General features: G+C 61.2%; 14 protein-coding genes. 8 read left to right on the plus strand and 6 right to left on the minus strand.

Going from position 1 to position 15668, the window contains the following annotated elements; translation table 11 throughout:
- Positions 1-58 precede the first annotated feature (58 nt).
- The 3 genes from A0251_RS11035 to A0251_RS11045 all read left to right on the plus strand — a co-directional run bounded on the left by A0251_RS11035 (position 59) and on the right by A0251_RS11045 (position 2490).
- Positions 59-964, plus strand: coding sequence for an aspartyl/asparaginyl beta-hydroxylase domain-containing protein (locus A0251_RS11035; protein ID WP_062816904.1), 906 nt, complete (start codon positions 59-61; stop codon positions 962-964).
- 122 nt (positions 965-1086) lie between these two features.
- On the plus strand, positions 1087-1626 hold the full coding sequence (locus tag A0251_RS11040; RefSeq protein WP_062816905.1) for a hypothetical protein: 540 nt from the start codon (positions 1087-1089) through the stop codon (positions 1624-1626).
- 189 nt (positions 1627-1815) lie between these two features.
- Positions 1816-2490 carry a hypothetical protein gene (locus A0251_RS11045; protein ID WP_062816906.1) on the plus strand — a complete coding sequence of 225 codons (675 nt, stop codon included), beginning with the start codon at positions 1816-1818 and terminating at the stop codon, positions 2488-2490.
- A gap of 48 nt (positions 2491-2538) precedes the next feature.
- Here A0251_RS11045 and A0251_RS11050 read toward each other — a convergent pair whose 3' ends face one another.
- From A0251_RS11050 to A0251_RS17685, 3 genes are all read right to left on the minus strand, one after another.
- Positions 2539-3909 (minus strand): DEAD/DEAH box helicase, encoded by a 1371-nt coding sequence (locus tag A0251_RS11050; RefSeq protein ID WP_062816907.1) that lies wholly within the window; start codon positions 3907-3909, stop codon positions 2539-2541.
- 103 nt (positions 3910-4012) lie between these two features.
- Entirely contained in the window at positions 4013-4735 is a 723-nt protein-coding gene (locus A0251_RS11055; protein ID WP_062816908.1) for a glycerophosphodiester phosphodiesterase family protein, read from the minus strand.
- 76 nt (positions 4736-4811) lie between these two features.
- Positions 4812-4946, minus strand: a complete 135-nt coding sequence (locus tag A0251_RS17685; protein WP_255357632.1) for a hypothetical protein — start codon at positions 4944-4946, stop codon at positions 4812-4814.
- Positions 4947-5115: 169 nt separating this feature from the next.
- On the opposite strand from A0251_RS17685, the gene A0251_RS11060 reads away from it, so the two are divergent.
- The gene (locus A0251_RS11060) at positions 5116-5547 is read left to right on the plus strand and encodes an MgtC/SapB family protein (protein WP_062816909.1); all 432 of its coding nucleotides are present in this window, start codon (positions 5116-5118) and stop codon (positions 5545-5547) included.
- Between the two features lie 25 nt (positions 5548-5572).
- On the opposite strand, the gene recQ is transcribed toward A0251_RS11060, so the two are convergent.
- Positions 5573-7708 (minus strand): DNA helicase RecQ, encoded by a 2136-nt coding sequence (gene recQ, locus A0251_RS11065; protein WP_062816910.1) that lies wholly within the window; start codon positions 7706-7708, stop codon positions 5573-5575.
- A gap of 96 nt (positions 7709-7804) precedes the next feature.
- Between recQ and chrA the strand changes: the two genes are divergently transcribed.
- From chrA to A0251_RS11080, 3 genes are all read left to right on the plus strand, one after another.
- Positions 7805-8941 carry a chromate efflux transporter gene (gene chrA / locus A0251_RS11070; protein ID WP_062816911.1) on the plus strand — a complete coding sequence of 379 codons (1137 nt, stop codon included), beginning with the start codon at positions 7805-7807 and terminating at the stop codon, positions 8939-8941.
- Positions 8942-9170: 229 nt separating this feature from the next.
- Positions 9171-9806 carry a TetR/AcrR family transcriptional regulator gene (locus A0251_RS11075; protein WP_062816912.1) on the plus strand — a complete coding sequence of 212 codons (636 nt, stop codon included), beginning with the start codon at positions 9171-9173 and terminating at the stop codon, positions 9804-9806.
- A gap of 19 nt (positions 9807-9825) precedes the next feature.
- Complete coding sequence (locus A0251_RS11080) at positions 9826-11520, plus strand: acyl-CoA dehydrogenase family protein (RefSeq protein WP_062816913.1); 1695 nt, start codon at positions 9826-9828, stop codon at positions 11518-11520.
- 159 nt (positions 11521-11679) lie between these two features.
- Here the strand turns inward: A0251_RS11080 and A0251_RS11085 are convergent, their stop codons facing one another.
- The gene (locus A0251_RS11085) at positions 11680-12426 is read right to left on the minus strand and encodes a ParA family protein (RefSeq protein WP_062816914.1); all 747 of its coding nucleotides are present in this window, start codon (positions 12424-12426) and stop codon (positions 11680-11682) included.
- A gap of 232 nt (positions 12427-12658) precedes the next feature.
- On the opposite strand from A0251_RS11085, the gene A0251_RS11090 reads away from it, so the two are divergent.
- Positions 12659-13693 (plus strand): DUF4062 domain-containing protein, encoded by a 1035-nt coding sequence (locus A0251_RS11090; protein WP_082810853.1) that lies wholly within the window; start codon positions 12659-12661, stop codon positions 13691-13693.
- Between the two features lie 158 nt (positions 13694-13851).
- On the opposite strand, the gene A0251_RS11095 is transcribed toward A0251_RS11090, so the two are convergent.
- Positions 13852-15564: a proline--tRNA ligase gene (locus tag A0251_RS11095; protein ID WP_062816915.1), complete on the minus strand. Its 1713-nt coding sequence runs from the start codon at positions 15562-15564 to the stop codon at positions 13852-13854.
- Positions 15565-15668: the final 104 nt, after the last annotated feature.

Raw genomic sequence — 15668 nt, forward strand, 5'->3', positions numbered from 1 at the left:
TCCGGGTGCCGCGGTTCACTGGCGAAACCCCGTTAGCAAGAGTGAAAAGGGACAGGTTATGGCCGTTATTGTGGTCTGTTTGCTGGTCTATGTGGGCTGCATTGTGTTTATCCGTATGCGTAACCGGGAGCCGTTTGGTCTCAAGCGCCAGCTTTCCGATTTTTCCACCTTCATGGTGCCTTTCAATATTCCGGCGTATCTATTGTCGAAGGTGCCCACCACGCCCCGCATGGACAAATCCTGGTTTCCTGAGCTGCAGCTGATTGAGGATAACTGGGAAACCATCCGTGACGAGGCGTTGGCCCTGTATCACGGCGGCAACATCACCGCCAAGGAAGACCTGCCGGCCAGCAGTTTCTACAAGGACAATCGCTGGACCAGCTTTTACCTGAAGGTCTATGACAACAAGCTGCCTTCCGCCTATGAGCTGGCACCGAAAACCATGGCCCTGCTGGACCAGCTGCCGTCCATGAACATTGCCCTGTTTGCCGTGTTGATGCCGGGCAAGAAGCTTAATCGTCACCACGATCCGTTCGCCTACACCCTGCGCTATTCCATGGGGCTGAGCACTCCCAACGATGAGGGCTGTGGCCTGACGGTGAACGAGGACGACTATATCTGGCGCGATGGCGACAGCATCATCTTCGATGAAACCTATATCCATTCCGCCTGGAACCGCACCGAGACCCCGCGGATCATTCTGATGACGGATGTGGACCGGCCCATGAAGTGGAAGTGGGTACAGAAGGTGTACTGGTACTTCGGCTGGTTCTTCAATCGCCTGTTCTTTATCGACAACCTGGATAGCAGCCATACCGGGGTGGGTAACAAGCTGGGCAAAGGGGTGCTGGCCTACAAGGGCTTCCTGAAGTCTGTAAAGCGGAAAAACAAGACGTTCTATGTGACCGCCAAGTGGGCCGTGGTGCTGGCGGTACTGGGGAGTATCGGCTACCAACTGGTGTAGCCTGGCGTAGAGGTTGGCAAGAAAAACTGCCGAGCGGTCGTGGTTTTGCGTCCGACTGGCTTGGGACGTATTACTGCCTCGTGCCACCATGCCGGTGAACATATCGGCAGGGAATAACAATAATGATAAGGAACATCATTGCCGGGGCCGTTATGGCCTTGGCGTTTGTCGGGGTCACCAGCGCAGAGGTGACGGTGGCGCCGGCGGGGGCGTTTTCCGCCAGCGGTAAACTGGCCATGAAGAAAGGTGCCATCCCGGTCAGTTGCCATACCACGTTTAACGGCCATGTCAGTGAGCAGGGGGCGATCCGGGTGACCGAGGTCATCTTCGGTGGCATCAACCCGTTGTGCAAAAGCATCAAGGCGCTGGCGCTGCCCTGGCAGGGCCAGGTAGAGCACCCGGGGCGCCTCACCGTGGATGACATGCAGGTCAAGGTCAGGGTGCCGTTACTGGGGGGGATCTGTGGGCCCGGGCCGGTGACCCTGGTGTGGGGCAACACGGACGGTTCGGCCACGTTTGATGCGGTGACCCTGGGCCCGGACTGCGCCATGGACGGAACCATGATCACCTCTCCCCAGGTAGATATCCGCCGTGCCAAACCCTCTGCCTCTTCCTCACAGGCGGTCCGTCAACCTGCTGTTACCCACAGCGGTGGCTCCTGAATCACGCCTGGGGGACTTGGCATGGCCTGAAAGCCTGCGCCTGCAAGGCGTGATTCAGACGCGCCAGGTTGATACTCCTGCGTATAAGCTTTGTTATTCCGGCCCGATTGGCGTTTCCCCTCGGGCCATGGCCCCGCTATCATGAGTTTTTTGAGTGACAGCAACTGTTTGCAAGGCAAGGACATAACAATGCAGAACGTGGTGGCGATTCCCGCTAACCCGGCGCTGGTCAACAGCACCGAAGACTTCCTTCATGCCGTCGAGCACGATCGTAAAGACAGTGCCGAGAAATTCATTCACATGGTGGACCATCTCACCGACCGGATTCTCAGCCTGTTTCTGGTGGAGCCGGCCAATATGACCGAGCTGTCAGGGGGCCAGAAAAAGGTGATCGATTTTGCCGTGTCCACCGCCGGCAAGGCGTCCAGCATGCTCACCCGCCAGATTTTCAAGAAGGTGTCCAACGCGGAATTCGCCCCGGTGGTGAAGAACGTGAAGGCCATGTACTGGCAGGCTGGCGACGACAACGATAATCACGCCAGTATCGCTTTCCCGGTGGAAGACAGCTTCGCCGCTGATTTCCGCAAGGCCACCGAGCTGTGTGCGGCAGGCAAGGGCACCGAAGACGTGGCTCTGGTCACCCGGGTGATGAGCGCCATGTCGGACAAGATCATCGATGAAGTCTTTGTCGCCAACACCAAGGAAGTGAAAATCGGTTTTGTGACCCAGAAGGCCTTGAACGTGGGTATCGACGGTAGCCGCAAGGCGGTGCATGCGGTCAACAACAAGGTGCTCAAGGACCTGAGCGATGACGAGCTGAAAGGTTATATGGCTCACTACCAGGGGTTGCTGCGGCAGCGGTAAGCGATGTTAGAGTCAGAAAAAAGGCGCCTCTCAGGCGCCTTTTTTCGTTCAGGACTGGGCTTGCGGCCGGCGGTTGCCTGCCGGGCGACGCCGTCGCTGGCTGTTGCCACCGGGGCGGCTGTTGTTGGCAGGCCGTGCCTGGCGGTTCTGGCCATTGCCGCCTCCGCCATTGCCTTTGCGAGCCTGGCCGTTACCGCCGCCATTGTCCGGACGGGAGTGGGCCGGTTTCGCTTTCTTCGGGCGTTTGCGCTTGGGTGGCTGTAGCGCCCCCGCTGCCGGTAGCGGTTCGCCGGGCTCAAAGCCGGCCACGATTTTGCGCTCCAGCTGTTGCTGGGTCAGCCGTTCGATATCTTTCAGCTGTTGGGCCTCATCGGCGCTGACCAGGGAGATGGCCTGGCCGGTGGCGCCGGCACGGCCGGTGCGCCCGATGCGATGCACGTAGTCTTCCGGCACATTGGGCAGGTCCACGTTGACCACCTGGGGCAGCTGCTCGATATCCAGACCCCGGGCCGCAATGTCGGTGGCCACCAGGGCGCGGATCTTGCCGTTCTTGAAGTCTGCCAGGGCACGGGTACGGGCATTCTGGCTCTTGTTACCGTGGATGGCCGCGGCTTCGATGCCGTTGCTTTCCAGTTGTTTGGCCAGCTTGTTGGCGCCGTGCTTGGTACGACTGAAGACCAGTACCTGGTACCAGTTGTTGTCCTGGATCAGGTGGGTAAGCAGGGCGGCCTTGCGCTGTTTGTCCACCGGGGCAATCCACTGGGTAACCAGCTCGGTGGTGGTGTTGCGCGGGCTCACATCGATTTCCACCGGGCTGTTCACCAGGCCCTTGGCCAGGGCGCGGATTTCCGGTGAGAAGGTGGCCGAAAACATCAGGTTCTGCCGTTTGGGGGGCAGCTTGGATAGAATCTTGCGGATGTCATGGATAAAGCCCATGTCGAGCATGCGATCCGCTTCGTCCAGCACCAGGATTTCCAGGCGGTCGAATTTCACCGCGTTCTGCTGATACAGATCCAGCAGACGACCGGGTGTCGCCACCAGGATATCCGCGCCGCCGCGCAGCCGCTGCATCTGTGGATTCACCTTCACACCGCCGAAGACCACGGTGGAGGTGAGGGGCAGATGCTTGCCGTAGGTGGCCACACTGTCGGCGACCTGGGCGGCCAGCTCCCGGGTTGGGGTCAGTACCAGGGCGCGTACCTGGTTATGGCTGGCGGGCTGGCCGGCGCGCAGGCGCTCCAGCAGGGGCAGGGTAAAACCAGCCGTCTTGCCGGTGCCGGTCTGGGCAGCAGCCATCACATCACGGCCGCTGAGTACGGCAGGGATGGCCTGGGCCTGGATCGGTGACGGGGTGTGATAACCCTGATCGGCAACAGCGGCCAACAGGTCATCCCCCAGTCCAAGGGAAGTAAAAGGCATGTAATTGGGTCTGACATAAGAAGGGGCGGCAAGCCTACCGCATCCCGGGGCGGAACACGAGCCCGGCGGTCCGGTGCCCGACGGTGCCTCATTCCCAGGCTCGCTAGCGTATCGGCGCGGTATTACTGAGGATTTCGTCGACCCCGGAGCGCAGCGCCTGGCGCTGCTGCTCCCGTCCCTCCGGCAGGAACGCCAGCACCCGGCCGCCGAGACGGTGATAGGCATCGACCAGGGAGTGCCGGAACAGGGGCAGGCCGTGAAACACCGGTGGCAGGGAATAGGTGCGACCGGCGCGTATGGCGGCCAGCGGGCGAAGCCCCATCAGCAGCGACAGGCCGGCTCGGCGGCATTCTGTCTGCGGCGCCATGGTGATAGCGGCGGGGAAGTGCTGGCGTAGCAATCGAGTGTGCTCCGGGTGCCAGAGCAGGAAACGGGCCTGGCGGCAGAGCCAGTCGCCTTTCTGTTGCTGGTCGGCCCAATGGCGCAGCGCTGCCAGGGTGCGTGCCGCGCTCTCCGGTTTGATGTCGAGAATCCAGCGCTGGTCGGTAAAGGTATGGGCGAAATGCTCGAAGGTAAGCAACGGCTGGCCATCATGGAGTCGATGGCGTAGGCATTGGTCCCTGTCCATGTCTTCGATAACGGCGTGACTGCCGGTGGTGCGAATCAGGGAGGCATCATGATGGAGGACGATCTGGCCATCATGGGTGGTGCGCAGGTCGGTTTCCAAGGTGTGGAAACCGGCTTCGGCGGCGGCCTCGAACGCATGCAGGCTGTTCTCTCCATGGCGTTGGTGCAGGCCGCGATGACTGATCCATATCACATCCATGGGAGTATTCTCCCCCGGACGCGGGTCAGGTTAAAGCGCCGCAGGTCGGGCGAGGATGCGGGATGGCTGGGCTCTCTCAGGCCGCGTGGGCGGCGGTGCTTTCCGCGTCAATGGATTCCCATTGGCCGCAATGATCCGCGTGGGCATCCTCAAAAACCCCTGCCAGGGCGTCAGGCACCCATTCCAGATCCAGCTGCACGTCTTGTTCCATGGTTTGTCCCCACAGTATCTTTTTTGAACAGGATCAAGAGTAGCGTGGCTATGGCCATGGCTCTGTTGTCTGGGTGTAAGCTTTTGCTTACAGAGAGTGACAAAGCGTGCTGCAAAATTTGGCGTAGCCCGGGCCTTTGTCACGGCAATGCTGGCTAAGGAGAGTGCGTATGCAGGAGTTGGACTGGAACCAGGTCGTTACCCACCTGTACCAACTGGGGATTGCCTTTGTGTTGGCGTTACCGGTGGCCTGGAATCGGGAGCAGCGCGCCCGGGGTGCGGGCCTGCGGACCTTCCCGCTGGTATCCATTGCCGCCTGCGGTTACATGCTGGTGGGGATGCAGGTCTATAGCGGCTCTGATGCAGAAGCCCGGGTGATGTACGGGATTATTACCGGCATGGGCTTTATCGGCGGCGGGGCGATTCTCAAGGATGGAGCCAGTGTCAGTGGCACTGCCACGGCGGCCAGTTTGTGGAATACCGGGGCCATTGGCATTTCGGTGGCTTACAGCCGCTATGAAATCGCCCTGGTGCTGTCACTGATCAACTTTCTGATCCTGCAGTTCTCCCGTTCATTCAAACGGCTTCCGGTGGAAGACTGAAGGCGGATGGGCGGTACAGGCGCTTTTATGCCGTGGCAAGGATGGCCTGACGGACGCAGTGCAGGACCCCGGTGGGCCAGTCGTCGGCCAGCAGGTCTTTCAACTGTCGGTAGCTGAAGGTGTCCTCGGCCAGGTTGGGTTGGCTGAGCAGCGCATCCTGGATGATGCCGATCTCGGTTTCGCTGATCCCCAGCGCCTGCTCCAGGCTGAGCTGATGGGTGGTAACCAGCTGTGCCAGCTCCCGGTACACGGTTTGCTCGTTCAGATTCTGCTGGCGGGCGATGGCGGCCGGGCTCATGTTTGCCTGGGCCAGAGCGAGAATCTCGTTTCGATCCGGGCCGACGGGCTCGGCGACACCGGCGGCATCATCCTTCCCGTTGAGGATGGCCAGAAACGCATCCCCGTAGCGTTCCAGCTTGCGGTCGCCGACGCCGCTGACGGCGGCCATTTCCATTCGATTGCGAGGGCGAATGGCGAGCATGTCCATCAGTGTGGCGTCGTGGAAGACCACATAAGGTGGCACGCCTTCTTCATCCGCCAGCCGTTTACGGCAGGCGCGCAGGGCTTCCCAGAGGGTGCGGTCGGCGTCAGCGATATTGGCGTGCGCGCGGCGGGTGGAGGCTTTCCTGGCCTTGGCCATTTCCTTGCGCAGGTGAAGGGGCTGTTCGCCGCGCAGGTAGGGGCGACAGGCTTCGGTGAGTTGCAGCGCGCCAAAGCCGTTCATGTCCACGGTCAGCAGGCCACGGGCCACCAGTTGCCGGTAAATGCTTCTCCACTGGCTGGCGCTGAACTCATTACCGATGTTCCAGGTGGAGACATGGTCGTGGCCGGCGCTGGCCACCTTGTCGGAGCGGTTGCCGGTGAGCACGTCGATCAGGTGATTGGCGCCAAAGCGTTGGCCGGTGCGGTATACGCAGCTCAGCGCTTTCTGGGCGGCCTCGCTGGCATCGAAGGTCTGCGGCGGGTTCAGGCAGGTATCGCAGTTTCCACAGGGCTGCTCCAGGGTCTCACCGAAATAATGCAACAGGGCCTGACGACGGCACTGGGTGATCTCGCACAACCCCAGCATGGATTCCAGGCGCTGATGTTCGTTGCGTTTATGCTGCTCGTTGCCGCTGCTCTGGGCCAGCATCTGCTTGAGTTTGATGGCATCTTCCAGGCCATAGGCCATCCAGGCAGTGGCGGGCTCCCCATCACGACCGGCACGACCGGTTTCCTGGTAATAGGATTCGATGCTTTTTGGCAGGTCCAGGTGGGCCACGAAGCGCACATCCGGTTTGTCGATCCCCATGCCGAAGGCAATGGTGGCCACCATCACCAGCCCATCCTCGCGCAGGAACCGTTGCTGGTGGTTTTCGCGGGTTTGCGCGGGCAGGCCGGCGTGGTAAGGCAGAGCCTTGACGCCCTGCTGGCACAGCCATTCGGCGACCCGTTCCACCTTGTTGCGTGACAGGCAGTAGACAATCCCGGCATCGCCGTCATGCTCGGCACGAATCAGGCGCAGGAGCTGATTCCGGGCGCCGTCCTTACGTTCGATCCGGTACTGGATATTGGGCCGATCAAAACTGGAGACGAAGTGACGGGCCTGGGTCAGGTCCAACCGTTCGGCAATTTCCGTTCGTGTGCGTTGATCCGCCGTGGCGGTCAGGGCGATGCGCGGTACATGGGGAAATTCCCGGTGCAGCAGGGACAGTTGCAAATAATCATTGCGGAAATCATGGCCCCACTGGGAGACACAGTGGGCTTCGTCGATGGCAAACAGGGCAGTCTGTGCCTGGTGCAACAGCGACAGGGTGCGAGGCTGTATCAGACGCTCCGGGGCGATGTAGAGCATGTCCAGTTCGCCGTTGAGCAGGGCATCTTCCAGGGCGCGCTGCTGCTCCATATTCAGCGTGGAATTGAGAAATCCGGCTCTGACGCCCAGCGCCTTGAGAGCATCCACCTGATCCTGCATCAGGGCAATCAGCGGGCTGATCACCACGCCGGTGCCAGGGCGTACCAGCGCCGGAATCTGGTAGCACAGGGATTTGCCGCCGCCAGTGGGCATCAACACAAGCGCATCGTCGCCCTGGATCAGGCTATCGATAATGGTCTGTTGCTCACCACGGAACTGGTGATAGCCAAAGACATGCTGGAGAACGGAGTGGGCATCGGATTGCATGGGGCGAGTATACCTGCCGCTGACCGGCACTGACATCCGCCCATCAGCAAACTGTGCTAGGTTCTGGTGAAATTTCAGCGGGAATACTTGTCAGTGATGCGCGATATCTTTCGTCAGTTTCTGTTGCTGGGGCTGATCAGCTTTGGCGGGCCGGCGGCCCACGTGGGGTATTTTCACCGTCGCTTCGTGGAGGAATTGCAGTGGCTGGATGAGGCGGAGTTCGCTCGCCTGCTGGCGCTGACACAGTTTCTGCCCGGGCCGGCGTCCAGTCAGTTGGGCTTTGCCATCGGCCGGGTGCGCGGGGGGATCTTCGGGGCCTTTGCAGCGTTTGTTGCCTTTACCCTGCCGTCTTTTCTGTTGATGGCGCTGTTGGGGATCTACGCCGCCTCTTTGCCGGACTGGCTGCAGGGTGGGGCAATCACCGGGCTGAAGTGGCTGGCGGTGATCGTGGTGGCCGATGCGGTGTGGAATATGGGCCAGCGTTTCTGTGCCAACGGCCTGACCCGCTCCATCGCCGCCTTGGTGGCTGTGCTGTTGGTGCTGTGGCCGGCGTTGCTCGGGCAGATGCTGGCCTTGCTGGTTGCTGCCGCCATTGGCTGGCACTGGCTGCGACCGGATCAGGGCGTGGCGGCACCGGGTAAACCGGTGTGGCGCCGTGGGCCGTTGCTGCTGTTCGCGTTGCTTGCGGTTGTCGCCCTGCTGCCGGCGGGGCGGATGTTGGGCCTGTGGAATGATTTCTTTGCCGCCGGTTCCCTGGTGTTTGGTGGGGGGCATGTCGTGCTGCCACTGTTGCAGGAACTGGTGGGGCCGCAGATGTCTCCGGATCAATTTCTCACCGGTTATGCCGCCGCCCAGGCAGTGCCCGGGCCCATGTTCTCGCTGGCATCTTATCTGGGTGCTGTGCTGCTGCCGGCCAGCCCCTGGTGGGGTGCACTGATCGCTACCCTGGCGATTTTCCTGCCGGGCTTTCTATTGGTGCTGGGACTGATGGAAGGGTGGCAGTGGCTCTCTTCCCGTCCGGCCCTGGCCGGGGCAGTAGCGGGGATCAATGCGGCGGTGGTGGGGCTGCTGCTGGCGGCCCTGTATCAGCCGGTGTTCGTCTCTGCGGTGAATGATCTGTGGGATTTGTTGATCGTGGTGGCGGGGTTTGTGGTGCTGCGTAGCAAGACAGTACCGTTATGGGGGATGGTGCTGGGCATGGCGGCGCTGGGGGTGATGACCAACCTGCTGTAGGAGCGCCTCTTGAGGCGCGAATCCGAGCCTTTGGCGAGGGATTTGTCATCCGATCAGGCAAATTGCCAATAGATTCGCTGGTGCTATCTGCAGCCGGTTCTTCGCCTGGGCTCAGGTTCGCGCCTCGAGAGGCGCTCCTGCGGGGAGCTGGGGTGCGCGACAGGCGGCGCTTGCCTGAAAGTCGGAATCATGGTTCACTTCTTTTAAGAAATGAATATGGATTCCGATTATGGCTTACCGGGAAACCGCCAATGTGAAAGCGCGCAAGGCGGCCCAGCGTGACCATCTGCTGGTTTGCGCTGAGCAGCTGGTCCGCGAGGGCGGCTTTGCCAATCTCACCATGCAGACGCTGGCGGCCAAGGCCGGGGTAGGCGTGGGCACCCTGTATCGCTATTTCGACAACAAGGCGGTGCTGGCGGCGGAGGTCTTTCGTGTGGCCACCGAGCGTGAAGTGGCTGCAGTGGCAAAGGCGATGGGGCATCCCGGCAGCTTTTCCGAGCGGCTCTGCCATGTGCTGCAGGTCTTTGTGCGGCGTGCCCAGGCGGCACCGCGGCTGGCCTGGTCGTTGATCGCCGAGCCGGTGGATCCGGCCGTGGACGCGGAGCGTCTCACCTATCGCCAGCGCTACGCCGCGCTTTATCAGCAGTTGCTCAGCGATGGGGTTAGCCAGGGGGCGCTGCCCATGCAGGATACGGCGATCAGCGCGGCGGCGCTGGTCGGCGCCATTGCCGAAGCCCTGGTGGGCCCATTGTCCGACCCGTTGGCCAAAACCCAGCTGGCGGAATCCCTGACCCAATTCTGTCTGCGAGCCGTGGGGGTACCCCCGGCGCAGGCCCAGTTTATCGAGCAGCAACAGACTGCATGATTTTTTCGGGAGAGCACCAATGACCGCCAAGCACGATAACCTGAAGCCGGACCCGCTGGCCCAGACCCACGAGGTCTTCAACCAGGCCCGGGCCCTGGAAGACTACAACGCCTACGACAATGACACTGCCCTGCGTGAAGCGGTGCGCCGCCACGGGGCCGGGTGGGCAGAAGACCGCCTGTCTGCCCACGGTGCCAAAACCGGCAGCGCGGAAGTGATCGAATGGGGCTTCCTAGCCAACGAGCACAAGCCGCAGTTCTTCTCCCACGACCGTCAGGGCTATCGCGTGGACGCCGTGAAGTACCACGAAGCCTACCATCGCCTGATGACGCTGGGTCTGGAGTCCGGGATTCATTCGGCTCCCTGGACGGATCCCAGGCCGGGTGCCCATGTGGCCCGTGCGGCACAGAGCTATCTGCAAGGACAGGTGGAGGCGGGCCATGGCTGCCCGTTGACCATGACCTTTGCCTCGGTGCCCTCTATCAAGCTGACGTCCTCGCTGGCAAAGGAATGGCTGCCGAAGATTCTCAACAATGCCTATGACCCCCGTAATGTGCCGCACACGGAAAAGCAGGCGCTGACCATCGGCATGGGCATGACCGAAAAGCAGGGCGGTTCCGATGTGCGCGCCAACACCACCCGGGCCTACCCGGTGTCAGCGGAAGGCCCCGGTGAAGCCTATGAACTGGTGGGCCACAAGTGGTTCACGTCTGCCCCCATGTGCGACGCCTTCCTGGTACTGGCCCAAACCGACAGCGGCCTGAGCTGTTTCCTGGTGCCGCGCTGGCGTCCGGATGGCAGCAAGAACCCGATCCAGGTGCAGCGCCTGAAGAACAAGATGGGCAATGTCTCCAATGCCTCCTCGGAGATCGAACTGCGCGGCGCCCTGGGCTGGATGGTCGGCGAGGAAGGGCGCGGTGTACCGGCCATTATCGAGATGGTGGCCATGACCCGCTTCGATTGCATGGTGGGCTCCACCTCCGGTCAGCGTCAGGCCGTGGCTCAGGCGGTGAACCATGCCATGGGCCGAGCCGCCTTCGGCAAGACCCTGATTGATCAGCCATTGATGCGTAACGTGTTGGCGGATTTGCAACTGGAGGTAGAAGGCTCCCTGGCCATTACCATGCGCATGGGGGAGGCACTGGATAACAGTACCCTGGACCCGGCCAATGAGCATGAGAAACTGCTGCTGCGGTTAGGTCTGCCGGCGGGCAAATACTGGATCTGCAAGCGCACCCCGTTCCATGCCTATGAAGCCATGGAGTGCCTGGGGGGGAACGGTGTCACCGAAGACTTCATTATGGCGCGCCTGTATCGCGAGGCGCCCATCAATGCCATCTGGGAAGGCTCCGGCAACGTGCAGGCCCTGGACATGTTACGGGCCCTGGCCAAGACCCCAGCGGTACTGGAGGTGTGGTTCGCCGAGCTGGCGAAAACCGCCGGCAGTGATAGCCGTCTTGACCAGGCAGTGACGTCGCTCAAGCGGGAATTTTCGGACATGGATGAGGCCGAATACCGGGCCCGGGACATCGTCGATCGCCTGTCCCTGACCCTCCAGGCCAGCCAGCTGGTGGCCGCCGGCAATGGGGCAGTTGCCGAGGCCTTTATCGCCTCCCGTCTGGGCGAGCACGGTGATCGAAACTATGGGACGCTGCCGCGGGGGCTGGATCTGGATGAGATTCTGCGGCGGGCAAACCCGTGGGAGAGCAGTTAACAGTTAACAGTGAATAGTTAACATCGCGTGTTCAGCGCTGACATGATCCTTAACGCAAGAGGCCGCGTCCAGACTTTGGACGCGGCCTCTTGCGTTGCAACACAGACAATTCGTTTTCCGCGTCGCTGTTAACTATTCACTGTTAACTGTTCACTGCCTTTACAGTTTCAGCTTTCCTGCAATCTCGAACCACATGGCCCGGAAGGCCTGGGCGGAGGGGGTGTAGGGGGCAAACTCGCCGACCGGGGCGCGGTGATCGCCCATCTGTTCCACATGGGTGGAGTAGGGGATCCAGGTCTTCAGGCCGCCTTTCATGCTTTTGGGACGCTTGACCAGCATTTCCACATGCAGGTCCCGGTGGCGGTCCACCATGTTGAAAAAAGGCACCACGGTGAGGTTCTTGACGTTCTTGCTGGCCAGCCAGTCCAGCACCTGCTCATAGGCCCGCACTGACAGGTGGGTCGGGATCACCGGGACAAACAGGTAATCCACCGCGGCAAAGATGCTTTCGGCCATCGGGCTCAGGGTGGGCGGGCAATCCAGAATGACCAGTTCGTAGCTTTCCCCCAGGGGGGCAATCAGCTGCTTCAGGCGACTCTTGGCGCCGCCGTTTTCCATCAGCTTGATATCCGCGTTACGCATGGAAATATCGGCGGGGATGGCATCCAGATTCTTCCAGCGGGTTTCCCGTTTCAGTCGACCGATGGGTTGTTTGCCCTTGATCAGATTGCCGGCCTTGTAGCCGTCGCCGTCATCCACCCCCAGATAGAAGCTGGCGGCGCCCTGGGGGTCCAGGTCCCAGAGCAGGGTACGGTGCTTCCAGCGCGCGGCATGCCAGGCCACATTCACGGCCGAGGCGGTCTTGCCCACGCCACCTTTCAGGTTGTAAAAGGCTATGGTTTGCATGGCGTCCCATTCCTGTAAGCTTACAAAAAGCGCTACGATATTGATTGTTAGTGCTGGCGCCGTGAGTTGTCCGGTGCAGCGGTTTGTGCTCAGGCTAGCATGAACCAGTGGGATGTCCCACGATCGGGGGGCTCCGTCAGGTCCTGCGGGTTGTGATGAGGACCCACAGGCGGTTTAATAGCCAGCCAAAAAGTGCCCGCGAGGGCCGAACTCGACGCTACAGGTACCCAGGGTGACAGCGACGAAACGCTACCAGGTCTTTATCAGTGCCACCTTTCCCGATATGCAGGGGGCGCGACAGGCATTGATGTTGCCGTTGATCGAGCACGGCATGATTCCCACGGGTCTGGACAGTTCCGCTGCGGATGGCAATACCCTGTTGCCGGTGATCCAGAAACTGATCGAAACCAGCGATTATTTCGTGCTGATCGTAGGTGGCCGCTACGGCACGCTCTCACCCATGGGGCTCAGTGAGCTGCACCGCGAATATATCTTTGCCGCCACCAAGCGCAAACCCATTGTCGCCTTTATCCATGATAACCCTGCCATGTTGCCCGCTGACCAGCAGGAACCCACCCGCGATGGCCAGGTGCGCCGGGATGATTTTGTGCGCCTGCTGGAAGAGAAAGTGGCCTGCTTTCGCTGGACCACGGAGAGCGGTCTGGCAGAGTTGGCTCACAAGGTGATCCCCAATCTGATGCGGGAACATCGAGCTGACGGCTGGGTGCGCGCAGACCAGGCCGGCATCGGTGGCGGCGGGGCTGAGGTCGAGGCCCTCAAAGCCCGTATCGAGATGCTGGAAAAGGAGCGCGAAGACAGCATGAGCCAGGCCCGGCCCCCGCTGAAAACCCTGTCCCGGGGGGGCGATCTGGTGGCGCTGGATTACTCCTGTAATGTCTATGAAGGCGGTGATTGCAAACTGGCTATGGTCACCACCCGGATCAGCTGGGACCAGGCGTTTTCCTGTGTGGCTCCGCTGATGCTCAATCCGGCATCCGAACCGGTGATGCAGAAAGCGCTGGAAGATTTCATCGGTCGCAAGGCTCTGGGCGATGTGCAGCAGGACTTCCCCCGTGCCCATGCGGTGCGCAACGTGGTGCTGGCTGCCCATGCGTTCAACCAGATCAAGATCCATCTGCGGGCGCTTGGCTTGATTGCCAAATCGTCGGAGAAAGATAATCGCGGCCTGCCGTTGTGGCAGCTGACGGCCCACGGAGATAACACCATGAGCCAGGTGATGGCGGTAAAGCGGTCTATCAAAATCTAGTTAATAGTGAACAGTTAATAGTTAACAGCGGCGCGGAACAGCGTTGTCTGTTCTGGAAGCAAAGAGGCCGCGCCCATGGTTTGGGCGCGGCCTCTTGCGTTTCTAGTTACGAGGCGCTGGCGCGCGTCGCTGTTAACTGTTCACTATTAACTGTTAACTCAGCCCAGCTTCCCTTTCAGGAATGCTAGAACTTCATCCATGGCCACCTCGGTATTCTCCGCATCCCCTCGCCCTTTATATTCGAGCACCCCATTGTCCATGCCCCGTTCGGCGATGACGACGCGGTGGGGGATGCCCAGCAGTTCGCTGTCGGCCAGTTTCACGCCCAGGCGTTCTTTCTCGCGATCATCGAACAGCACCTCGATGCCGGCGCCTGTCAGCTCGGCGTAGAGTTTTTCGGCCAGTTCCCGCTCGCGGGGGCTCTTCTTGATGTTTACGGGCACCAGGGCCACCTGGAAGGGCGCGATGGCCGCCGGCCAGATAATGCCGCGGTCGTCATGGTTCTGCTCAATGGCGGCAGCCACCACCCGGGTAACGCCGATGCCGTAGCAGCCCATGGGCATGACCACGGACTTGCCGTTTTCATCCAGAACCTTGGCGCCCAGAGCCTCGGAGTACTTGGTGCCCAGCTGGAAGATATGGCCCACTTCAATGCCACGCTTGATGGTCAGGGTGCCCTTGCCGTCCGGGCTGGGGTCGCCCTCCACGACATTGCGCAAGTCGGCCACCTGGGGCAGCGCCACGTCCCGTTCCCAGTTGATGTTGAAGTAGTGCTTGCCGTCTTCGTTGGCGCCGGCACCAAAGTCACTCATCACCGCTACGCTACGGTCGATGACAATGGGGATCGGCAGACCCACCGGACCCAGGGAGCCAGGGCCGGCGCCGATGGCCTGGCGAATTTCCTCCTCGCTGGCGAACTCCATGGGCGCGGCCACGGCGTCCAGCTTCTCCGCCTTGATATCGTTCAGCTCGTGGTCACCCCGAACCAGCAGGGCGACCAGCTGGCCTTCCTCCGCCCCCTTCACCACCAGGGTCTTGACGGTTTTGTCCATGGGCAGATCGAACTGCGCGACCAGCTCTTCGATGGTTTTGGCGTTGGGGGTATCCACCTTTTCCATGGCCGCACCGGGGGCCGGGCGCTCAGTGGCGGGGGCCAGGGCTTCCGCCAGTTCCACATTGGCGGCGTAATCGGAGCTGTCGGAGAAGGCGATATCATCTTCACCGGAGTCGGCCAGCACGTGGAACTCGTGGCTGGCGGCGCCGCCGATGGCACCGGTATCCGCTTCCACCGGGCGGTAGTCCAGGCCCAGACGATCAAAGATGGCGCAGTAGGCCTGATGCATGACCTGATAAGTGGCGGCCAGGGATTCCATGTCCGCATGGAAGGAGTAGGCATCCTTCATGATGAATTCCCGCGAGCGCATGATGCCGAAGCGCGGGCGGATCTCGTCCCGGAATTTGGTCTGGATCTGGTAGAAGTTGGCCGGCAGCTGCTTGTAGCTGTGCAGCTCGTTTCGGACCAGGTCGGTAATCACTTCCTCATGGGTCGGGCCCAGGCAGAAGGGATTGTTGTGACGGTCGGTAATCCGCAGCAGCTCCGGGCCGTAGGCCGGTGCCCGGCCGGACTCTTCCCACAGCTCCATGGGCTGAACCACCGGCATCAGCACTTCCTGGGCCCCGGCACGGTCCATTTCCTCGCGGACAATTTGCTCCACCTTGCGCAGCACGCGCAGGCCGGTGGGCAGCCAGTTGTACAGGCCGGAAGCCAGCTTGCGGACCATGCCGGCACGCAGCATGAGCTGATGGCTGATGACAACGGCATCGGCCGGGGTTTCTTTGACGGTGGCAAGCAGGTACTGGGAAGTGCGCATAGGAGACAGTCTTTGACCGGTTATTGCTGAAGCCGGTTATTTTAGGGGCAAAGACGTCTTGTCACCAGCCATCATGATTGCTGCTGGGATTGTTGCACGGGCTT

Source organism: Alcanivorax sp. NBRC 102024 (assembly GCF_001602235.1).
GTDB lineage: Bacteria > Pseudomonadota > Gammaproteobacteria > Pseudomonadales > Alcanivoracaceae > Alcanivorax.